This window comes from Methylobacterium haplocladii (assembly GCF_007992175.1).
GTDB classification, from domain to species: domain Bacteria; phylum Pseudomonadota; class Alphaproteobacteria; order Rhizobiales; family Beijerinckiaceae; genus Methylobacterium; species Methylobacterium haplocladii.
The window spans coordinates 20,981-41,481 of the sequence record NZ_BJZT01000022.1 but is presented as its reverse complement, the minus strand read 5'-3'; the positions used below and the strand labels follow the sequence as shown (position 1 = coordinate 41,481).

Annotated in this window: 17 protein-coding genes; 8 read left to right on the top strand and 9 right to left on the bottom strand. The window is 68.3% G+C overall.

What is annotated here, in order from left to right:
* Nucleotides 1-98 precede the first annotated feature (98 nt).
* From MHA02_RS10810 to clpS, 5 genes are all read right to left on the bottom strand, one after another.
* Nucleotides 99-1,655 carry an L-aspartate oxidase gene (locus MHA02_RS10810; RefSeq protein WP_147078652.1) on the bottom strand — a complete coding sequence of 519 codons (1,557 nt, stop codon included), beginning with the start codon at nucleotides 1,653-1,655 and terminating at the stop codon, nucleotides 99-101.
* 2 nt (nucleotides 1,656-1,657) lie between these two features.
* Nucleotides 1,658-2,701: a quinolinate synthase NadA gene (gene nadA / locus MHA02_RS10805; RefSeq protein ID WP_147078651.1), complete on the bottom strand. Its 1,044-nt coding sequence runs from the start codon at nucleotides 2,699-2,701 to the stop codon at nucleotides 1,658-1,660.
* Between the two features lie 336 nt (nucleotides 2,702-3,037).
* Nucleotides 3,038-3,325 carry a hypothetical protein gene (locus MHA02_RS10800; RefSeq protein WP_147078650.1) on the bottom strand — a complete coding sequence of 96 codons (288 nt, stop codon included), beginning with the start codon at nucleotides 3,323-3,325 and terminating at the stop codon, nucleotides 3,038-3,040.
* A gap of 122 nt (nucleotides 3,326-3,447) precedes the next feature.
* Nucleotides 3,448-5,952, bottom strand: a complete 2,505-nt coding sequence (gene clpA, locus MHA02_RS10795) for an ATP-dependent Clp protease ATP-binding subunit ClpA (RefSeq protein WP_147078649.1) — start codon at nucleotides 5,950-5,952, stop codon at nucleotides 3,448-3,450.
* Between the two features lie 24 nt (nucleotides 5,953-5,976).
* Complete coding sequence (gene clpS / locus MHA02_RS10790; protein WP_147078648.1) at nucleotides 5,977-6,351, bottom strand: ATP-dependent Clp protease adapter ClpS; 375 nt, start codon at nucleotides 6,349-6,351, stop codon at nucleotides 5,977-5,979.
* 431 nt (nucleotides 6,352-6,782) lie between these two features.
* Here clpS and MHA02_RS10785 point away from each other — a divergent pair, with 431 nt between their 5' ends.
* Nucleotides 6,783-8,267, top strand: a complete 1,485-nt coding sequence (locus tag MHA02_RS10785) for an SPOR domain-containing protein (RefSeq protein ID WP_147078647.1) — start codon at nucleotides 6,783-6,785, stop codon at nucleotides 8,265-8,267.
* A gap of 131 nt (nucleotides 8,268-8,398) precedes the next feature.
* Here MHA02_RS10785 and MHA02_RS10780 read toward each other — a convergent pair whose 3' ends face one another.
* Together MHA02_RS10780 and MHA02_RS10775 are read right to left on the bottom strand one after the other, a co-directional pair.
* A complete protein-coding gene (locus tag MHA02_RS10780) occupies nucleotides 8,399-9,088 on the bottom strand; it encodes a J domain-containing protein (RefSeq protein WP_147078646.1) in 690 nt (229 codons plus the stop codon).
* A 46-nt stretch (nucleotides 9,089-9,134) separates the two neighbouring features.
* The gene (locus MHA02_RS10775) at nucleotides 9,135-10,283 is read right to left on the bottom strand and encodes a S1C family serine protease (RefSeq protein WP_147078645.1); all 1,149 of its coding nucleotides are present in this window, start codon (nucleotides 10,281-10,283) and stop codon (nucleotides 9,135-9,137) included.
* Nucleotides 10,284-10,738: 455 nt separating this feature from the next.
* Between MHA02_RS10775 and MHA02_RS10770 the strand changes: the two genes are divergently transcribed.
* The gene (locus MHA02_RS10770; protein ID WP_147078644.1) at nucleotides 10,739-10,954 is read left to right on the top strand and encodes a hypothetical protein; all 216 of its coding nucleotides are present in this window, start codon (nucleotides 10,739-10,741) and stop codon (nucleotides 10,952-10,954) included.
* A gap of 132 nt (nucleotides 10,955-11,086) precedes the next feature.
* Here MHA02_RS10770 and MHA02_RS10765 read toward each other — a convergent pair whose 3' ends face one another.
* Nucleotides 11,087-12,043 (bottom strand): DUF817 domain-containing protein, encoded by a 957-nt coding sequence (locus MHA02_RS10765; protein ID WP_147078643.1) that lies wholly within the window; start codon nucleotides 12,041-12,043, stop codon nucleotides 11,087-11,089.
* A 142-nt stretch (nucleotides 12,044-12,185) separates the two neighbouring features.
* Between MHA02_RS10765 and MHA02_RS10760 the strand changes: the two genes are divergently transcribed.
* The 6 genes from MHA02_RS10760 to MHA02_RS10735 all read left to right on the top strand — a co-directional run bounded on the left by MHA02_RS10760 (nucleotide 12,186) and on the right by MHA02_RS10735 (nucleotide 18,268).
* The gene (locus MHA02_RS10760; protein ID WP_147078642.1) at nucleotides 12,186-12,635 is read left to right on the top strand and encodes a hypothetical protein; all 450 of its coding nucleotides are present in this window, start codon (nucleotides 12,186-12,188) and stop codon (nucleotides 12,633-12,635) included.
* A gap of 67 nt (nucleotides 12,636-12,702) precedes the next feature.
* The gene (scpA, locus tag MHA02_RS10755) at nucleotides 12,703-14,868 is read left to right on the top strand and encodes a methylmalonyl-CoA mutase (RefSeq protein ID WP_147078641.1); all 2,166 of its coding nucleotides are present in this window, start codon (nucleotides 12,703-12,705) and stop codon (nucleotides 14,866-14,868) included.
* Between the two features lie 199 nt (nucleotides 14,869-15,067).
* On the top strand, nucleotides 15,068-16,501 hold the full coding sequence (locus MHA02_RS10750) for a mannose-1-phosphate guanylyltransferase/mannose-6-phosphate isomerase (RefSeq protein ID WP_147078640.1): 1,434 nt from the start codon (nucleotides 15,068-15,070) through the stop codon (nucleotides 16,499-16,501).
* 130 nt (nucleotides 16,502-16,631) lie between these two features.
* On the top strand, nucleotides 16,632-17,132 hold the full coding sequence (locus tag MHA02_RS10745) for a tellurite resistance TerB family protein (RefSeq protein WP_147078639.1): 501 nt from the start codon (nucleotides 16,632-16,634) through the stop codon (nucleotides 17,130-17,132).
* A gap of 18 nt (nucleotides 17,133-17,150) precedes the next feature.
* Entirely contained in the window at nucleotides 17,151-17,555 is a 405-nt protein-coding gene (locus MHA02_RS10740) for a CidA/LrgA family protein (RefSeq protein ID WP_147078638.1), read from the top strand.
* A complete protein-coding gene (locus MHA02_RS10735) occupies nucleotides 17,552-18,268 on the top strand; it encodes an LrgB family protein (protein WP_147078637.1) in 717 nt (238 codons plus the stop codon). The genes MHA02_RS10740 and MHA02_RS10735 overlap by 4 nt, the downstream gene beginning before the upstream one ends.
* A 6-nt stretch (nucleotides 18,269-18,274) precedes the next feature.
* On the opposite strand, the gene MHA02_RS10730 is transcribed toward MHA02_RS10735, so the two are convergent.
* On the bottom strand, nucleotides 18,275-20,389 hold the full coding sequence (locus MHA02_RS10730) for an ABC transporter ATP-binding protein/permease (protein WP_147078636.1): 2,115 nt from the start codon (nucleotides 20,387-20,389) through the stop codon (nucleotides 18,275-18,277).
* Nucleotides 20,390-20,501: the final 112 nt, after the last annotated feature.

Below are 20,501 nucleotides of genomic sequence, written 5' to 3'. Positions count from 1 at the left end.
CCTGGTGCCGCTTGGTCCGACAACGGCGGGCGGCACCACCCCCACCCTCGATCCCTCCCCGCAAGGGGGAGGGAAGGCGCTCCGATGGTCGTGCCGGATTATCCCGAAACCGCCTCGGACGACACGCGCTCACGCGCGCCCGCGCGCTCGGCAGCCACGCGCAGGACTTCGGCAAGCGTCGTCGCCGTATGGTAGCGCGCCGCCTGCCCCGAGAAATCGCTGCGCCAATGGGCGCCGCGGCTCTCCTGGCGCGACAGGGCGCAGACGGCGATCATCAGGCCGGTCAGCGCCGCGTCCGAGCCGCCCTCGGCAAGGACGTGCAGGCGGGCGATGGCCTCGCGCAAGCCGGCCTCGTCGCGCACGACGCCGACCCGGCGATCCATCAGCGCGCGCACCTCGGCCAAGGCCCGCCCATCATCGCCCTGACGTCGCGGCGCCGAGGCCGCGTCTCCGAACATGGCGGAGGCCGACACCCCCTCGATCGACGCGGCGATCGGTCCGGCGAAGGCAAGCGCTTCCAACAAGGAATTGCTGGCGAGGCGGTTCGCGCCGTGCAGGCCCGTCGAGGCGACCTCCCCGCAGGCCCAGAGGCCGGGCACATCGGTACGGCCGCCGGCATCCACCAGCACGCCGCCCATGTGGTAATGCGCGGCCGGGCGCACGGGGATCGGCTGCAGAGCCGGATCGATGCCGACACCGGCGCAGAGCCCAGCCACCGTGGGAAAGCGTCGCGTCATCGAACGGCCGAGATCGCCGCGCGCATCGAGAAAGACGTCGCGGCCGCCGGACAAAGCCTGAAAAATGCCGCGGGCGACGACATCGCGGGGCGCGAGATCGCCACCGCTGATCCCCGCCATCACCCTTTCACCCGCGCCGTCGACGAGCACCGCACCCTCGCCGCGTAGGGCTTCCGTGGCCAGCGGCATCGGATCGGCGCCAGCCGCGATGGCGGTGGGGTGGAACTGCACGAATTCGAGATCGCGCAGGGTGGCGCCAGCGCGTGCCGCGAGCAGCAAGCCGCTGCCGATGGCGCCGCGCGGGTTGGTCGTCGCGGCGTAGAGGCCGCCGACGCCGCCGGTGGCGAGCACGACGGCACGGGCCGGCAGGCGAAAGGCCGCGCCGTCGCTCGCACAGACGAGGCCGCGGACAGCCCCGTTCGCGTCCTGCATCAACGCCTTGGCCTCGGCGACGAGAACTTCGATCGAGGGCGTCGCGCGCACGGCACGGACCAGCCCTTCGAGAACCGTCGCACCGGTGGAATCGCCGCGTCCGCGCACGATCCGGCGGCGGCTGTGGGCGGCCTCAAGCCCGAGCGCGAGCGATCCGTCGGCATCGCGGTCGAAGGCGACGCCGAGGCCGACCAGCCAGTCGATCAGGGCGGGCGCTGCCCCCGCCACGTGGAGCGCGACGTCGGGCTCGGTCAGTCCGGCACCGGCGGCCTCGGTGTCGGCGGCGTGGAGCGACGGTGCGTCGTCGGGACCGATCGAGGCGGCGATGCCGCCCTGGGCCCAACCCGTCGCGGTGCCGTTGCCGAGCGGCGCGGCAGTGACGATGGTGACCGGACGGGGCGCGAGCCGCAGGGCCGTGGCGAGCCCGGCGACGCCCGCGCCCACCACGATCACGCGGTCGGCGGGGCTGCGCGAGACGATGCTCATCGTCAGGACTTCAGGACGGGGGTCGGCGCGGCGGTCGGCTTCACCGCGAGCATCCGCTCGACGGCGCGCCGGGCGCGCTCGGCCAGGGTCGGCTCGACGATGATCTCGTGCGTCATCGTCTCCAAAGCGTGACGGATGTTGCCCAGCGACATGCGCTTCATGTGCGGACACATGTTGCAGGGCTTGATGAATTCGATGTCCGGGTTCGCCACGGCAATGTTGTCGGCCATGGAGCACTCGGTCACCAGCACCACCTGAGAGGGGCGCTTCTGCGTGACGTAGTTCATCATCATCGCGGTCGAGCCCGAAAAATCGGAGGCCTGGACCACGTCGGGCGGGCATTCGGGGTGGGCTATCACGGTGATACCGGGATAGCTGTCGCGAACGGCCGCGATGTCGTCGGGCGTGAAGCGCTCGTGGACCTCGCAATGCCCGGCCCAGGTCAGCATCTCGACCTCGGGGACCTGCAGCTGGATGTTCTGCGCCAGGAACTCGTCGGGCAGCATCAGGACGCGCGGCACGCCAAGCGAACGCACCACGTCGGCGGCATTGCCGGAGGTGCAGCAGATGTCGGATTCTGCCTTCACAGCCGCCGAGGTGTTCACGTAGGTCACCACCGGAACGCCGGGGTACTTCTGCCGCAGCGCGCGGATATCCGCAGCGGTGATGGAATCGGCCAGCGAACAGCCCGCCCGCATGTCGGGGATCAGGACCGTCTTGTTCGGGTTCAGCAGCTTCGCGGTCTCGGCCATGAAGTGGACGCCGGCGAGCACGATGACGTCGGCATCCACCGTGATGGCTTCACGGGCGAGCGCAAGGCTATCGCCGACGATGTCCGCGACCGTGTGGAAGATCTCCGGCGCCTGGTAGTTGTGCGCCAGGATCACGGCGTTGCGCTCACGCTTCAGCCGGAGGATCGCCTCGATGTCGGGCGCGAGCGCCGGCCATTCGATCGCCGGGATGTGCCGGCTGACACGGGCGTAGAGATCCGGGAGCGGCAGACCGTCGGGGCGGGCATTTCGCTGCGGGAGAGAAGTCGCGGCCATGGCCACTCCTTTATGCTCACTTTGAGCATTGCGCCGCCTAAGTTAGGCGCGGCCCGGGGCGTTGTCCAGATATACCCAGACTGAGCATAACGTTTTTGCGGTGCGAGATTTTGGTGCGGACGCGAAGGCCCGCGCACGAGGTCGCGGGTCCCTAAATGAGGTCGGGCGTAGCGGCCGGCCGTGGGGTCCTGCACGAGGACATCACACGAGTGGCATGACAGCAGGGCGCAGGCTGCGAGCGCCGCCGAGGCTACCTGCGCCGAAGCAGCGCTGTACGCCCTCCCACGGCATCGACCGAACCCGCCTCGCGAGCGTAGCGATCAGCCGGAAGCGGACTCAAACCTTCTTTTCGAGCTGCTTCTTGACCATCATCAGCTGATCCCAGACCGTTCCGGGCGTGGTGCCGAAGAACTCGAAGCCGGCGTTCACGCCCCACCAGACCCCGAACACGATGATGGGAACGAGGATCCAGCCCAGGATCTCTTCCCCACGGCGCCTGGACTTGCGCCGCCTCCGGCGCGCCTCGCGTGCCGTCAGCTTCGGCTTCGGCGCACTATTAGGCGCTGAAGAAGGGGGCTGCCGGGTGACAGGCGTGAGGGTCTCCTCATGCGTGTCGCTCATCATGCTGCCCCCGTCACTGTTCGGTCCGCGCAACGCGCAAGCGCCCCGCCCGTCTCATCTCGGTGCGCCCGTATCCGCGAGCGGCCCGAGGAAGGCAACCCGCCTTCCCCGGAAGCGCAATCCGATCACGCCTTCACGAGCGGAACCTTCGGTACCGTGCTGCGAACGCTGCCGGGGCCGCTCGGACCGTCATCCTTGCCGCCGCCGACCTTGCGCTTGGGCGCGGCCCGCGGCTTCGAGCGCTTATGGCGCTTGACCGCGTTGGTGACGTCCTTCTCGGGTTTCGGCGTTACCGGGCCGGCCGGAAACTCGAAGCCGAGCGCGGCCTTACCAGCCTTCGCATCCTTATCCCTGTCGTCCGCATCCGCCTTCAGCAATACGACGCGAACGGCGCCGCCCGTCCTGAGCTTGCCGAACAGCACCTCGTCGGCGAGCGGCGTCTTGATCGTCGACTGGATCAGCCGTGCCATGGGGCGTGCGCCCATCGCATCGTCGTAGCCGTGCTCGACGAGCCATTCGCGGGCCTCGTCGGACAGCTCGATGGTGACGTTGCGGTCGGCAAGCTGTGCCTCGAGCTGCAGCACGAACTTGTCGACGACCTTGGCGACGACGTCCTTCGGCAGATGGCCGAAGGAGATGATCGAGTCGAGCCGGTTGCGGAATTCCGGCGCGAACAGCTTGTTGATCGCCTCGACGTCGTCCCCCGTGCGCTTGGTCTGGGTGAACCCGTAGGCGGAACGAGCCATGTCGGAGGCGCCCGCATTCGTGGTCATGATGATGATCACGTTGCGGAAATCGACCTGCTTGCCGTTGTGGTCGGTGAGCTTGCCGTGGTCCATCACCTGCAGGAGGATGTTGAAGAGGTCCGGATGGGCCTTCTCGATCTCGTCGAGCAGCAGCACGCAGTGCGGGTGTTGGTCGATGCCGTCGGTGAGCAGGCCGCCCTGGTCGAAGCCGACATAGCCGGGGGGCGCACCGATCAGGCGGCTGACCGTATGGCGCTCCATGTATTCGGACATGTCGAAGCGCAGCATCTCGACGCCGAGCGACGCGGCGAGCTGCTTGGCGGCCTCGGTCTTGCCGACGCCGGTCGGGCCGGCGAACAAGTAGGAGCCGATCGGCTTGTCGGGATCGCGCAGCCCCGCGCGTGCCAGCTTGATCGCCGACGTGAGCGCCTCGATCGCGTTCGGCTGGCCGTAGACGACCCGCTTCAGGTTCTCGGTGAGGTTCTGCAGCACGATCGTGTCGTCCTTCGACACGGTCTTCGGAGGAATGCGGGCCATGGTGGCGACCGTGGCCTCGATCTCCTTCACCCCGATGGTGCGCTTTCGGCGCGCCTCCGGCACCAGCATCTGCGAGGCGCCGGTCTCGTCGATCACGTCGATCGCCTTGTCCGGCAGCTTGCGGTCGTTGATGTAGCGGGCCGACAGCTCCACGGCGGCCTTGACCGCCTCGGTGGTGTACTTGAGCTTGTGGAACTCCTCGAAGTAGGGCTTCAGCCCCTTCAGGATCTCGATCGTGTCCGGGATCGACGGCTCGTTGACGTCGATCTTCTGGAAGCGGCGCACCAGGGCGCGGTCCTTCTCGAAGTACTGGCGGTACTCCTTGTAGGTCGTCGAGCCGATGCAGCGCAGCGTGCCGGAGGCGAGCGCGGGCTTCAGCAGGTTCGAGGCATCCATGGCGCCGCCAGAGGTGGCGCCGGCGCCGATCACGGTGTGGATCTCGTCGATGAACAGCACCGCGTTCGGATGCTGCTCGATCTCCTTCATCACCTGCTTGAGGCGCTCCTCGAAGTCGCCGCGATAGCGCGTGCCGGCGAGCAGCGTGCCCATGTCGAGGGAGAAGACGGTGGCGTCGGCCAGAACCTCCGGCACCTCCTTCTGGATGATCTTGCGCGCGAGGCCTTCGGCGATGGCGGTCTTGCCGACACCCGGGTCGCCCACCAGCAGCGGATTGTTCTTCTGGCGGCGGCAGAGGACCTGGATCGTGCGCTCGACCTCCGAGTGGCGACCAATCAGCGGATCGATCTTGCCGTCGCGTGCCTTCTTGTTGAGGTTGACGCAGTAGGCTTCGAGGGCGTCGCCCTTCTTCTTGGTGCCGCGACCGCCCTCCTCGTCGCCGCCGCCACCGGGCCGCTCGGAAGAACCCTCGTCGTCCGAGCCACGTACGGGCTTCGATTCCGAGGCGCCGGGCCGCTTCGCGATGCCGTGGCTGATGTAGTTGACCGCGTCGTAGCGCGTCATGTCCTGCTCCTGCAGGAAGTAGGCGGCGTGGCTCTCGCGCTCGGCGAAGATCGCCACCAGCACGTTCGCCCCCGTCACCTCCTCGCGTCCGGAGGATTGGACGTGGATCACGGCGCGCTGGATCACCCGCTGGAAGCCGGCCGTCGGCTTGGCGTCCTGGCGTCCATCGCCGGTGAGATTCGAGAGTTCGGTGTCGACATACTCGACGAGGTTGCGCTTCAGCACGTCGACCTCGACGCTGCAGGCCCGCATCACGGCGGCGGCATCCTGGTCGTCGACCAGCGCAAGCAGGAGATGCTCCAGCGTCGCGTATTCGTGGCGTCGTTCACCCGCCAGCGCCAGAGCGCGGTGGAGGGCTTGTTCCAGGCTGCGGGAGAAGCTTGGCAATGCTCGAGCCTTTTTCGCGGGGGCCTATTTCTTCTCCATAACGCACTGGAGAGGGTGTTGGTGCTTGCGCGCGAAGTCCATCACCTGCGTCACCTTGGTCTCGGCGACTTCATAGGTAAATATTCCGCACTCACCGACGCCGTTCTGATGCACGTGCATCATGATCTGGTAGGCGTCGTCGTGGTTCTTATTGAAGAAGCGTTCGACGACATGAACGACGAATTCCATCGGCGTGTAGTCGTCGTTCAGAAGCAGCACGCGGTAGAGGCTTGGACGCTTGGTCTTGGGTTTGGTGCGGGTGATGATCGCGGTGTTCGAGCGATCGCCGTCCCCCGGCCCGCGCTCGCTCGCGGCCGTCACCGGCGGGGTGCGCCCGAGCCCGTCATCGGCCGTCGCCATGACCTGCGTCGGCGTCTGAGATCTCGGAATCGTATCGAGTCCGTCCGGCGGCATGCTGCAATCGTGAGGCGTGAATCGTGGGAAGTTCGACGGACCTGCGGCAGCTCCTCCGCCCAGGCCGCCCGCTGACAACGCAACCAGCGAAAGGCAATCTATAGGCCGGGAAACGACTGCGCCAGTCGCCTGCGCGCACTTGTCCGTGCCGGAAGGTCCGAAGACCGGCGCAAGCCCGGCTAAAAGCTCGGCTAGAAGCCTGCCTCCAAACGTCGTTTCGTCGCCAGGTTGCGCCGCATTAACGGCCGCGTAACCGCGTCCGCATACCGTCACACTTCAGAGATGGAGCGGGACGTCGGGCGGACCCGGCGCTCTTCGCGGCAATGGCGCGGTGCGGGCCTGGCGGCGGCTCGAGAGTGCGGGACGGATCAGCGGTAATGCGTAGCGTATCAGGCCGTTTTTTTCGTAACCGTGCGACCCCCGCAGCCCTGGCTGCGGCGGGCATCCTCGCCGCGATCGCCTCGCCGGCCGAGGCGCGCCGGCACGCCCACCACCACCGCGCAGCCCACCATCGCGCCGTCAGCGGCTACAACCCGCCCTACGCGGCCATGGTCGTCGACGTGAAATCCGGCAAGACGCTGCACGCGGTCAACGAGGACGCGTTGCGCCACCCGGCCTCGATCACCAAAGTCATGACGCTCTACATGCTGTTCGAGCAGCTCGAGCGCGGCCGCTTCACCCTTGAATCGCCGCTGACGATCTCGGCCAACGCCGCCGCGCAGGCGCCGTCGAAGCTCGGCCTGCGCCCGGGCTCCACCATCGAGGTCGAGGACGCGATCAAGGCGATCGTGACGAAATCGGCCAACGACGTCGCCTGCGCCATCGGCGAGAACATCGCCGGCTCGGAGCCGAAATTCGCGGAGATGATGACCCGCAAGGCCCAGGCGCTCGGCATGAGCCGCACGCACTACGCCAACGCCTCGGGCCTGCCGGACGCCGACCAGATCACCACGGCGCGCGACCTCACGGTGCTCGCCCGTGCGATCCAGGACCGCTTCCCGCGCTACTACAAGTACTTCCAGACCCGCTCCTTCGCCTTCCGCGGCCGGGTGATCGGCAACCACAACCACCTGCTCGGCAACGTCCAGGGCGTCGACGGCATCAAGACCGGCTACACGCGCGATTCCGGCTTCAACCTGATGACCGCGGCCAAGTCCGACGACCGCCAGATCGTCGCGATCGTGCTCGGCGGCAAATCCGGCGCGAGCCGAGACCGGATCATGGCCGACCTCGTGCGCGCCAGCCTGCCCCGCGCCTATGCCGGCGCCCGTCAGTCGCCGGCCCTGATCGAGACGGCCGAGCGCGGCCGGCCGGCGGTGATCGCCGATGCCGCCTCGAAGACCCGCACCCGCTACGCCTCCGCCGACGACGAAGAGATCGAGACGACGAACGCGACGGATGCCGCGCCGACCACCACCCCCGGCATGGGCCGCCGGCCGCCGGCCGCGATCCCCGGCGCCGCACAGGCCTATGCCGGATCGGCCGGCCAAGCCGCGTTCCCGGGCTCGGCCAAATCGAACGCCCGGCTCCCGTCCTACGACACGGTCGCCGCGCGCTCCGAGGCACCGGCCAGATCCGAAGCCAAAACGGAGATTTCCTCGCGCGGCGTGACGCCGACGGCCTGGGTGATCCAGCTCGGCGCCATGGACGACGAGGACAAGGCTAAATCAATGCTGGCCGAAGCCCGCGGTCGCGCCGGCGGCGCGCTCGGCAAGGCCGCCCCCTACACGGTGCGCGTGAGCCACGGCGGCACCACGCTCTACCGCGCCCGCTTCTCGGGCTTCTCCGAACAGAGCTCCGCCCAGGACGCCTGCTCGGCCCTCAAGAAGAACGGTTTCAACTGCTTCGCGACCCGCAGCTGACGCCGTGCATGATGCGGGAAAGTGGAAGCCGGTTTTTCGATAACATCATGCGACACTTCTGATCTGCCCGTCGGCCCGCGTATCGGGCCGGCGGTTCGTCATCAGTCCCTTCTGACAACGCGCGTGGAGTTTCAGCGATGTCGGTTCGTCAGCCTGTCCCGAGCCGCGTTGATACGCGCGGCAAACTCGGCGGTGCCCCCCTGGTCGGGATGCAGCCGCTTCATCAGCGCCCGGTGGGCCGTGCGGACCTGCTCCAGGGACGCCCCGCTCTCAAGCCCCAGGATCTCATAGGCCTCCTTCTGCGTCATCGCCCCTGGGTCAAGCGCACGGCCCGCCCCCGGGTGAGGATCGCGCTCAGCGTCTACACGCCAGCCGGCGTGCCGGCGGTCCAGATACGCCTCTAGCAGCCGGGCCCCATCGAGGTCGGCACTGCGGCAGAGGGTGTGGAGCGCGACGAGATCGCCGCGCGGAACCGCCGACAGGCGCTCGCCGGTATGGGGCCCGGCCAGCACCGTGCCGTCACCGGAGGCAGGCTCGAACTCGATGGTGGCCGTGCGCTTCGGAGCGCGGTTCGGCTTCAGCTTCGCGACGAGGCCGGCGAGCCGCTTCGAGACCCCCTCCCCTCCCTCCAGCAGCCAGAGACCGGCGCCGGCGAGCAGAAGCGCTGGCAGCAGAACGCCGCGCAACGCCAGCAATGCCGCCACGGCGAAGGCGGCGTAGCTGCCGATCCGCCTTGGACTCAGTCCGGCCGGCAGCCGGCCGCCGCTGCGGCCGAGCCACCACAATCCGACGAGAGCGAGGAGACCGAGGGCGAGAAGCATGCTGCCGTGATCGGCCGGTTAGGTTCGCGCGTAAAGGCTGATCGAGCTACAACCGCGTCTGCGCCACATCCGCCGTGGTCACGCGGATCTGCCGGATCCGGCCGTCGCGCTCGACCTGGAGGGTCACGGCCTTGTCCATGCCGGCCGCCTCGACGGCGGCGGTGAGGTCGGCGAGGCGGTGGACGCGTTTGTCGTTCACGCCGACGACGATGTCGCCGATCTCGCCGGATTGCGGATCGACGCCGCGCAGGCCGGCATTGGCCGCCGGCGATCCGGGCAGCACCCGCAGCACCACGACGCCGTCGATGCCGAGGCGGGCGGCGGTGGCCTCCTGGCCGGCGATGATGCCGATGCCGGGATTGCGCATACGGCCGTTGCGGATCAGCTCCGGCACGACGCGGTTCACCACATCCACCGGAACGGCGAAGCCGATGCCGGCGCTGGCGCCCGAGGGCGAGAAGATCGCGGTGTTGACGCCGATCAACCGGCCGGCGGAGTCGAGCAGCGGCCCACCCGAATTGCCGGGATTGATCGCCGCGTCGGTCTGGATGACGCCCGCCAACTCGCGGCCCTCCTGCGTCGGCAGCCGGCGCTGCAGGGCGCTGATCACCCCGGTGGTGAGGGTGTGGTCGAGGCCGAACGGGTTGCCGATGGCGAAGGCCGCCTGCCCCACCTTGAGGTCCGCAGACGTGCCGACGGCGAGCGGCGGCGGCTGCCGGGCGACGCGCCCGAGCCGCAGTACCGCGAGATCGTAGTTCGGAGCGGTGCCGACGATGCTCGCCGAAACCACCTCGCCGGAGGACAGCCGCACCGAAATCGAGCCGCCCTTGTCCGTCGCGCCCTGCACGACGTGGTTGTTGGTGACGACGTGGCCGCCGGTATCCCAGACGAAGCCGGTGCCGGTCTGCGTGCCGCTGCCGCCCTGCTGGCCGCCGCCCTCGCCCTCGTCCATCTCGGGGTCGAGCAGGGCACGCCCCTGCGCAGCCGACTGCGCGAAGACGTGGACGACGGAGGGCGAGGCCCGGGCGAACAGGTCGACGGTCGTCGTCTCCGAGGCCGAGAGGTCGCCGCGCGCCGTCACGGCCCGGGGCTGATCGGCCGCGTAGAGGAAGGCCATGATGTAGGGCTGCGCCACCAGGGCGATCAGCAGCCCGAGGGTGATCCCCAGGGCGATCCGCACGAAACGATCAGGCACCGGACACATCCCGAAGCCGCGAGCAGGGACGACGGCGTCGTCGGCAGAGCTGCCCGTGCGGGTGCCGCCTGACGTGGGACCGTGGCGCGGTCCCGTCAACGCGCCGACGTCGCGAAAAACCCACAGCCGTCCACAAGCTGAGCAGGTGCGTCACCGCACTGCGGTAGAGTGAGTGCCGAGCTAACGAATTGCTTACACTTCGATCCCACAGTTATCGCATCGCAAGTGCCGAGCATCCAAGGCGTAACGCACGACGCCAGTTCTTCAGTATTTGTCAATCGCGGCAGGGAACTGCGTCGACAAGGTGACGATCGGGAAACAATTGCCCGAATTGATCGCAAAGACGCCAACAGATGCTCCCAATCGTGCTGACATATGCATCCCGTCGGCTGGTCGCTGATCTCAGCCCCGTCGACGAACCGACCGCGTACAGGGTTCACGAGGAAGACCACGACATGGAAACCGAGGCTCTCGAACGTCCGGCCGACCTGACGATCTGGCGCACGCTGCCTGCCGCGTCGCCGCTCGCCCAGCCCGAGCGCTACGATACGCTGCGCGAGGCACTCGAAGCCGCCGCAGGCGCTCTGACCGATCCGGCGAAGCAGCCCTGGATCATCACGGAAGAGGGCGAGATCCTCTCCCCGAACTGGATCCGCACCTACCTCAACTGAAACATAACACAGTGCCGGCGCGCCTATTCGTGGCGCGCCCCCTGACCGCGGGCCGACCAAGGCCTGCGCCGTCGCCGGGACGGCGGATGGCTCGACGGATTTCGAGCCCCCTCTCCTTATGAACCTGCGAAGTCATGTCCGGCCGAGGCTGGTGCCCGCCGGCACCGGCCCATCCGCGAACCGGCCTGCCGGTGCCTCGGCCGAATAGCGCTGAGGCCGGCTCACGAGCGTGACGAGCACGTACGAGACGATCATCAGCAGGAACCACGAACCGAGCTTGGCGGTCGACACCATGGACCAGCCGGCGGTCTGGTTCGGATAGACCCAGACGCGCGTGGCCGTGCCGATGTTCTCGGCGAACCAGATGAACAGCGCGACGAGGCCGAAGCCCAGGAGCAGCGGCATCGCGCGGTGGACGTGCCAGACCTTGAAATGCACGGTCGTCCGCCCGAACAGCACGGCGGTCGCGGCGAACAGCACCAGCCGCAGGTCCGGCCCGTAATGGTGCCCGAAGAAGTTCAGGTAGATCGCCAGGGCGAGCGGAAGCGTGAACGCCAGAGGCGGATGCCGCGTGAACCGGAAATCGAACAGCCGCCAGACGCGGGCGATGTAGGAGCCGATGCTCGCGTACATGAAGCCCGTGAACAACGGCACGCCTGCGATCCGCAGCAGGCTCTCACCCGGATAGATCCACGAGCCGACACCGGTCTTGAAGATTTCCATCGCCGTGCCGACCACGTGGTAGAGCGCAATGACCTTCGCCTCCTCCCAGGTCTCCATGCGCAGGGCGAGGAGCGCGACCTGGATCGCCACGGCCGACAGGGTGAGAAAGTCGTAGCGGCCGAGCCAGGCATTGGCCGGGTAGAACAGGTGGGTGCCGATCAGGAGCGCGCAGATCAGGCCGCCGAACAGGCAGGCCCATCCCTGCTTCACGCCGAAGCGCAGGAACTCGTAGGCGAAGGCAGCCGTCCGCCCCCGCGCGGCGACGCGGGCGCCGAGCGCCGCTTCCGCCGTGATGAAGCGCGCGAGCGGCGGCCAGAACCGCGCCGCGCTGTCCTGCTCGGGATTCGGTCCGCGACGCCATCTCATGCGAGCTTTCCTCCGGCACGCCGTCCGCCACCTTGAAAGCGACCGAAGCTGGGCGACGAAGGCGGCGCGTTCGCTGGCGCACGGACGCCAAGGTCGCCCTCGGGCAACAAGGCGCCGATGATTGGGAGGGGGACGAAGACCGATGCTGCCATCGACGACGCGGGACCCACGCGACCCGGGAGTGCTCCGGGTCGAGCGCGAACTCGTCCGGCTCGAAGCCCTCGCGGCCCGCAAAAGATTTCGGATCGCGATCCTGCGGGCTCTGCGCGGCTTCGTCGGCGCCGGCGGCGCCCTGGCGACCATGCTGAAGCTCAAGATCGCCGGCTCGGTGGTGCTCAAGATCGGCCTCGCCGTGATCGTCGGCCTCGGCTTCGCCTGGCCGCTCTACGCCTTCGCCGCGGTCATCCTCGGCTTCGCGATCCTGTCGATCCTCGACAGCAGTTCCGGGAGCGCGCCGAGCTGCGATTGCCCCGGCGATTGCGAGCGCAAGGAATCGCGGCGCGCCCGCCTCGATCGTCTGATCGAGCAACGCAAGACATGGCTCGTCGCCAACGCCGTTGCGCAGCCACCGAACGTGGGGGTCGCGCGTTAGGAGTAGCGGGCACCCCGACTGTCCCTATAATGGCGAAAAGGCCGCACGCCCCGAGAACCCAAGCGCCATGACGTCCCGCGTTCCCGATTTCACCACCCTCTCCTACGCGGCCGAGGCGATTCCGGCCCCGCCGCCGCCCATGGGCGAGCCGTGGATGACCCCCGAGGGCATACCGGTGAAGGGCTTTTACGGCCCCGAGGACCGCGAAGGGCTGGAGGGTGTCGACTCCTATCCCGGCATCGCGCCGTATCTGCGCGGCCCCTATCCGGCGATGTACGTCACCCAGCCCTGGACCATCCGGCAATATGCCGGCTTCTCCACGGCCGAGGATTCGAACGCCTTCTACCGGCGCAACCTCGCGGCGGGCCAAAAGGGCCTTTCGGTCGCCTTCGATCTCGCCACCCACCGCGGTTACGATTCCGACCACCCGCGCGTCTCGGGCGACGTCGGCATGGCGGGCGTGGCGATCGACTCGATCTACGACATGCGCACGCTCTTCTCGGGCATTCCGCTCGAAGAGATGACCGTGTCGATGACGATGAACGGCGCGGTGCTGCCGATTCTCGCCCTCTACATCGTCGCCGCCGAGGAGCAGGGCGTACCGCCCGAAAAACTCGCCGGCACGATCCAGAACGATATCCTCAAGGAGTTCATGGTCCGCAACACCTACATCTATCCCCCCAAGGGATCGATGCGGATCATTTCGGATATTTTCGGCTATACGTCCAAAAATATGCCGAAGTTCAATTCGATCTCGATTTCCGGCTACCACATGCAGGAAGCCGGGGCGACGAACGATCTCGAACTCGCCTACACGCTCGCCGACGGCGTCGAATACATCAAGGCCGGGCTCGCGGCGGGCCTGACGATCGACCAGTTCGCGCCGCGCCTGTCGTTCTTCTGGGCGATCTCGACGAACTTCTTCATGGAGATCGCCAAGATGCGGGCCGCGCGCCTGATCTGGGCGAAGCTCGTCAAGCAGTTCGACCCGAAGACCGACAAGTCGCTGCCGCTGCGCACGCATTCGCAGACGAGCGGATGGTCGCTGACCGCACAGGACGTGTTCAACAACGTCACCCGCACCGCGATCGAGGCTATGGCGGCGACGCAGGGCGGCACGCAGTCGCTGCACACCAACGCGCTCGACGAGGCGCTGGCCCTGCCGACGGATTTTTCCGCCCGCATCGCGCGCAACACCCAGCTCTTCCTGCAACAGGAGAGCGGCACCACCCGGATCATCGACCCTTGGGGCGGCTCCTACTACGTCGAGCGCCTCACCGCCGACATCGCCAAGCGCGCTTGGGAGCATATCAAGGAGGTCGAGGAACTCGGCGGCATGGCCAAGGCCATCGAGGCCGGCGTGCCGAAGCTCCGGATCGAGGAAGCGGCGGCACGCGCCCAGGCCCGCATCGATTCCGGCCGCCAGACCATCGTCGGCATCAACAAGTACAAGCCCGACGACGAGATGAAGATCGAGCTTCTGCGCGTCGACAACAAGAACGTGCGCACGTTGCAAATCGACAAGCTCAAGCGCCTGCGCGCCGAGCGCAACCAGGCCGATGTCGACGCGGCGCTCGCCGCCCTGACCAAGGCCGTCGACACGGACGAGAACCTGCTCGCACTCGCGGTGAACGCGGCGCGGGCGAAGGCCACGGTCGGCGAGATTTCGGAGGCGCTGGAGAAGGCCTGGGGCCGTCACCGCGCCGAGATCCGCTCGATCTCGGGTGTCTACAAGCGGGAGGTGGGCGGCATGTCGCCGGCGGTGGAAGAGGTCAGGCTGCTCGTCGAGGCGTTCGAGGAGGCGGATGGGCGCCGCCCGCGCATTCTCGTCGCCAAGATGGGCCAGGACGGGCACGATCGCGGCCAGAAGGTGATCGCCTCGGCCTTCGCCGATCTCGGCTTCGACGTCGATATCGGGCCGCTTTTCGCGACGCCGGACGAGGCGGCGCGGCAGGCGGTGGAGAACGACGTCCACATCATCGGCGTCTCCTCGCTGGCCGCCGGCCACCTGACGCTCGTGCCGGAGCTGAAGGCCGCGCTGACCGAGCAGGGCCGCGAGGACGTGATGATCGTCATCGGCGGCGTGATCCCGCCGGCGGATTACGACGCGCTCTATGAGGCCGGCGCCTCGGCGATCTTTCCGCCGGGAACGGTGATCGCCGAGGCCGCGGTGAAGCTGATGAGCGAGCTGAACCATCGGTTGGGCTACGTCGAGCGGCAGGCGGCGGAGTAGCGCGATCGCACCGGGGCGCCGCAGCACGACGACGGTCCGGAGGGTGTCGGCAAGGCGACGACGCCGACCGGAGTTCGGCGGCCCGGGACAAGGTTGGGAGCGGTTGGAGTTTCCGGCGATCCTTCGGTAATGGTGCGGTGCGATCGGTGCTCCGCGTGTGCATCGGCGTATCGGCAACGCTGACGGGAGTGGTTTTGGAATGTCGGAGCCCAACCGAGACCTCATCCTCCCGGTGATCTTGTGCGGCGGCTCCGGCACGCGGCTATGGCCAGCCTCGCGCGAGAGCATGCCGAAGCAGTTTTCGCGACTGGTGGACGAAAACGCCTCGACTTTCCAGGCGACGGCGCGGCGAGTGACCGATGCGGCGGTCTTCGCCAAGCCCATCGTCATCGCCTCGTCCGACGCCCGCTTCATCGTCGCCGAGCAACTGCTGGAGGCCGAGGTCCCCGCCGACATCGTGCTGGAGCCGAGCCGGCAGGATTCGGCCGCCGCCGTCGCCGTCGCCGCCCTCACCGCGGCCCGACGCGACCCCGAGGCAGTCGTCCTCATCCTCGCCGCCGACCACGTCATCGGCGATCCTCCGGCCTTCGCCGCCGCCGCTCGTATCGCTGCGTCGGGCGCACGAGACGGGCACATCATGACGCTCGGTATCGAGCCCACCCGAGCCGCGAGCGACTACGGCTATGTCCGCCCCGGCCCGGCCCTCGAGGGGCTGCCCGGGCTTCATGCCGTCGAGCGCTTCGTCGAGAAGCCGGACACGGCCGGCGCCGAGCGGCTGATCGCCGAGGGCGCCCTTTGGAACTCGGGCTACTTCCTGTTTCGCGCCGACATCATGCTGGCCGAGCTCGAAGCCTACGTGCCGGAGGTCCTCGCCGCCGCGCGCGCGGCGTTCGAGGCCGCCACCACCGATCTCGATTTCGTGCGCCTCGACGCCGCCGCCTTCGCCCAGGCGCCGAAGACCTCGATCGACTACGCCGTCATGGAGCGCACCGAGCGCGCCGGCGTGCTGCCGGTCTCGTTCCCCTGGTCCGACGTCGGCACCTGGGACGCCGTCTGGCAGGTGCTCGACCACGACGCACAGGGCAACGCCGTGCGCGGCCGGGTCGAGCTCGTCGGCACCTCGAACAGCCTCATCCACAGTGAGGGCGAAGGCCTGACCACGGTGGTCGGCCTCGACGACGTCGTCGTCGTTGCCACGCCCGATGCCGTGCTCGTCGCCTCGAAATCACGCTCCGGCGAGGTCAAGGAACTCGTCACCGCGCTTCGCAAGAAGGCGCATCCGGAGGCCGACGCCCATCGGCGGATGTACCGGCCGTGGGGCTGGTACCAGCGCATCGATATCGGCGAGCGCTTCCAGGTGAAGCGCATCATGGTCACGCCGGGCGGCCGGCTCTCGCTGCAGAAGCACTTCCACCGGGCCGAGCACTGGGTCGTGGTCAAGGGCACGGCCGAGGTCACGCTCAACGAGCAGATCATCCTCGTGCACGAGAACGAGGCGGTCTACCTGCCGATCGGCTCGATGCACCGCCTCACCAACCCCGGCAAGATCCCCCTCGAGCTGATCGAAGTCCAGGTCGGAAGCTACACGGGCGAGGACGACATCATCCGCGTCGAGGACATCTACGGGCGCTGAGGAGCGATGAGATGCAGGCGGGCCACGGCCGCCCGCCATCTTACCCCTTGAGGCAGCCGCGCCCGGCTCGTCGCTTGACGGGGCCGAGGGTGCACCCAAGGGTGGCGCACCTCACGCCTCCCGGGCCACCATGGCGCTGTTCGCACGACTGATCTCATACGCCTCGGCGGCCTTCGGCTCCGGGCGGCCTGCGCCCGAGGCGAGCGGAAACGCAGAGGGCGACGAGCATCTCGCCGCGACCGCCCTGCTCGTCCATGTCGCCCGCGCCGACGGCGTGCTCGACCCGGCCGAGTCCGAGCGCCTGACCCGCCTCGTGTGCTCCCGCTACGCGGCGACCGAAACGGAAGCCAACGAGCTCATTGCCCGCGCCGCTGCATTCGATGCGGAGACTCGCGACATGTCGAGCCTCGTCGAGCTGATCGGTCGCGAGGGCGGCAGCGCGGAGCGGGAGCGAATCCTGACAATGGCCTGGTCGGTTGCCGGTGCCGATGGCGAGGTCCACGAGTTCGAGGAGGCGCTGGTATGGCGGCTCGGCAAGCTGCTCGGCCTCGACGAGACAGCGATCGGCCGGGCGCGCGCCGAGGCCCGGACGGCCGGCGATGCTCCGGCCGCCGACGCGATCGCTCCGTAACGGATCCCCGACGGCGCCGTGATCGTCAGCCTTGCCCTGATCCTGCTGGCCCAGCTTCTCGGCGAAGTGGTGGCCCATGGCAGCGGCCTGCCTGTGCCGGGTCCGGTGCTCGGGGCCGTGCTGATGTTCGGTTTTCTGCTGGTTCGCGACCGCTACCACCGCTCGGCCGAGCGGATGCTGCCGAAGCCCCTCGTCCAGGGTGAGTTGGAGGGCACCGCGAAGGGGCTGCTCGCCCATCTCTCACTGATGTTCGTGCCGGCCGGGGTCGGCATCGTCGGCCGGCTCGACGTGTTGGCTGCCAACGGCCTCGCGCTCGCCGTCGTGTTGCTCGTCTCCGTGGTGCTGACCCTGTCGGCGACGGCACTCACCTTCGTCGCGGTCTCGCGCCTCGTGCGTCCGCGCCGCCCCGACGAGACCGCATGACCGGCGAGTTCGCTCTCTGGGTCTATCTCACGCGCACGCCGCTGCTGTGGCTGACCGTTACGCTCGTCGCCTACGTCGTCGCCGAGCGGTTCTCGGAAGCGACCGGACGCCATCCCCTCGCGAACCCGGTGCTGCACGCGATCTGGATGACCGGCCTCGTCCTGAAGCTCACCGGTACGCCCTATCCGACCTACTTCCAGGGCGCGCAGTTCGTGCATTTCCTGCTCGGACCGGCGACGGTGGCGCTGGCCGTGCCGCTTTACGAGCGCCGTGCCGTCGTGCTGCGCGCGCTCGTCCCGATGCTTGCCGCGCTGGTGGTCGGGGCGGTAACGGCACTGACCTCGGCGGTGCTGCTCGCACGCGCTTTCGGGCTGTCGCACGGCATCGTCGTCGCCCTCGCCCCGAAATCGGTCACCACCGGCGTCGCAATGGGCATCGTCGAGGCCCTCGGCGGCGATCCGACGCTGACCGCCGTGCTCGTCATGCTGACGGGGGTGGCCGGCGCGGTCGTCGTCTCGCCCCTGCTCAACCTGCTGCGCGTAAAAGACCTGCGCGCCCGCGGCTTCGCGGCCGGCCTCGCCGCCCATGGCCTCGGCACCGCCCGCGCCTTCCAGGTCAGCGACGTCGCCGGAACCTTCGCCGGCATCGCCATGGGGCTGAACGCCTTCCTGACGGCGATGCTGGTGCCGCTGGTGCTCGGGCTGGTGAAATAGGCGGACCTACTCCGCCGCCGCCGGCACCGGCAGCCGCTTCGGCTCGAACCGGCCGTCGTTCGCCGGCTGCATGTCGATGCGGCCGTCGTGCAGGGCGTGCAGGGTCGAGCGGTGACCGATCGAGACGATCGTGGTGCCCGGCAGTTTTTCACGAAGCGTCGTATAGATTTTGGCCTCGCTCGGCTCGTCGAGAGCGGCGGTGGATTCGTCGAGGAAGAGCCAGTCGGGCTTGGCGAGGATGGCGCGGGCGATGGCGAGGCGCTGCTGCTCGCCGCCGGAGAGGCGCTGGTCCCAGGCATCGGTCTCGTCGAGGCTGTCGGCGAGTTGCGGCAGCTGCGCCGCTATCAGCGCATCCTTGATCGCCGCATCCGAGAACTGGTCGGTGGTGCTGGGGTAGCTCACCGCTCCGCGCAGGGTGCCCAGGGGGATGTAGGGACGCTGCGGCAGCAGCAGTGCCGATTGGCCCGCCGGCACATCGACCCGTCCCTTACCGAACGGCCAGATGCCGGCGATCGCACGGAACAGCGTCGACTTGCCCGAGCCCGAGGGGCCGGTGACGAGCGTGGCGGCGCCCTTGGGCAGGGCGAAACCCGGCGTGTGGACGATCTCGCGGCCATCGGGCAGGGCGAGGACGAGGTCCTTCGCGGTGACGTCGCCCCGACTCTCGTTGCCCTGAACGAGTCCATAACCGGCGCCGCTCAGCGCCTCGGCCTTCGTCATCGCGCGCTTGAACGAGGAGAGACGGTTGGTGTTGGCCTTGTATGAGGCGAGCGTGGTGTAGGAGTTGATGAAGAACGACAGAGCGCCCTGCACGCTGCCGAAGGCGTCGCCCGTCTGCTGGAACTGGCCCAGCGTGATCTTCTTCGCGAAGTAGGACGGAGCTGCCAGAATGTAGGGGAAGACCACGCTGATCTGGCTGTAGGACAGCGTGAAGCTGCCGAGCTTGATCCGCCGGTAGATGATGCCGAGGTAGTTGCCGATGATCGAACCGAACAGGCCGCGCAGGCGCACGGTTTCGGCCCGCTCGCCGCGCAGGAGCGCGATCTGCTCGCTATAGATGCGGGTGCGGGCGAGCGAGAAGCGGAAATCCGCCTCCACCTTCTCCTGGCGGAAATCGAGACCGATCAGCGGCCGGCCGATGACGTGGGTCAGCCAGGTGCCGATCACCGCGTAGCCGATCACCAGCCAGACCAGGAAGCCCGGGATCACCGTGTCGGTGAAGGGCAGCACGAAGTCGCGCGACAGGCCCCACAGGATCACCATGAACGAGACCAGGGTCGCGGCCTGCGAGAGCAGCCGGATCGAAAGCGTCGTCGTCTGCTGGATGAACAGGTTGACGTCGCTCTGGATGCGCTGGTCCGGGTTGTCGGCGTGCTCGTCGGTGAACGGGATGCGGTAATGCGTGCCGCCGTCGAGCCAGCGCTCGTAGAGGCTGCGTGTCAGCCAGGTGCGCCAGCGGATGTGCAGGCTCGCATCGATGAAGACGTCGAGCATGCCGATGATCACCCAGACCGTGGCCAGCGGCCCGAAGATCCAGATCAGCTGATACCAGAAGACCTCGGCCTTATATTCCTGCAGCGCGTTGAAGAGGTCGCGGTACCAGAAGTTCAGGCGCAGTTGCAGGGCGACCTGGGCGAAGGTGACGAAGATCGAGAGCGCCACGAGCCGCTGGCCGATCTTACCCTCGGTGCCCCCGAGGAAGCGGAAGGGTCCGATCTCCTGGGTCGGTGCATCGTGGCCGGCGAAATACGGATCGGCGATCAGCGTGATGTCGCGGATCGGCTGCAGGTAGGAGATGCCCAGCACGACCGCGGCGAAGACGACGGCGCCCGTGGCCGCGAAATCCGGCGGCAGCAACGCCGCCAGCACGGGCGGCAGCAGGCCGAGAACCGCGGCCTGCTTGGCGCCCGCGAGGAAGAGGAAGCCGACGCCGTAGACCGAAATGAAGATCTTCAGATAGGCGGAGATGTTCTTGGCCGCGAGCAGGATGCCCGCCATCGCGAAGCCCGCGAGCGAGACGTAGAGCGGCGGCGACGGCATGCCCGGCGCGACGAGCAGCAGCAGCGAGACGATCGCGGTGAGCACGGCCTGGATGCCGAGCCCGCTCTTGAGTGCGGCCACGCTGGTTCCCCTTCGAAGTCTTCGTCACGCACGAAGTCGGCCCGATGGCATCGGCCCGGCGACGGGCGCCATCCCTGACGGCGCGCCGTGGCGACATAGTGTTGCCGGGCAG

Excerpts from the sequence above, each read along its gene's own strand:
- MHA02_RS10745 (WP_147078639.1), top strand. The coding sequence starts at position 16,632 with ATGGCGCTGTTCGCACGACTGATCTCATACGCCTCGGCGGCCTTCGGC.
- MHA02_RS10735 (WP_147078637.1), top strand. The coding sequence starts at position 17,552 with ATGACCGGCGAGTTCGCTCTCTGGGTCTATCTCACGCGCACGCCGCTG.
- MHA02_RS10750 (WP_147078640.1), top strand. The coding sequence starts at position 15,068 with ATGTCGGAGCCCAACCGAGACCTCATCCTCCCGGTGATCTTGTGCGGC.
- clpS (WP_147078648.1), bottom strand. The coding sequence starts at position 6,351 with ATGGCGACGGCCGATGACGGGCTCGGGCGCACCCCGCCGGTGACGGCC.
- MHA02_RS10770 (WP_147078644.1), top strand. The coding sequence starts at position 10,739 with ATGGAAACCGAGGCTCTCGAACGTCCGGCCGACCTGACGATCTGGCGC.
- MHA02_RS10760 (WP_147078642.1), top strand. The coding sequence starts at position 12,186 with ATGCTGCCATCGACGACGCGGGACCCACGCGACCCGGGAGTGCTCCGG.
- MHA02_RS10810 (WP_147078652.1), bottom strand. The coding sequence starts at position 1,655 with ATGAGCATCGTCTCGCGCAGCCCCGCCGACCGCGTGATCGTGGTGGGC.
- nadA (WP_147078651.1), bottom strand. The coding sequence starts at position 2,701 with ATGGCCGCGACTTCTCTCCCGCAGCGAAATGCCCGCCCCGACGGTCTG.
- MHA02_RS10780 (WP_147078646.1), bottom strand. The coding sequence starts at position 9,088 with ATGCTTCTCGCCCTCGGTCTCCTCGCTCTCGTCGGATTGTGGTGGCTC.
- scpA (WP_147078641.1), top strand. The coding sequence starts at position 12,703 with ATGACGTCCCGCGTTCCCGATTTCACCACCCTCTCCTACGCGGCCGAG.
- MHA02_RS10765 (WP_147078643.1), bottom strand. The coding sequence starts at position 12,043 with ATGAGATGGCGTCGCGGACCGAATCCCGAGCAGGACAGCGCGGCGCGG.
- MHA02_RS10800 (WP_147078650.1), bottom strand. The coding sequence starts at position 3,325 with ATGATGAGCGACACGCATGAGGAGACCCTCACGCCTGTCACCCGGCAG.
- MHA02_RS10785 (WP_147078647.1), top strand. The coding sequence starts at position 6,783 with ATGCGTAGCGTATCAGGCCGTTTTTTTCGTAACCGTGCGACCCCCGCA.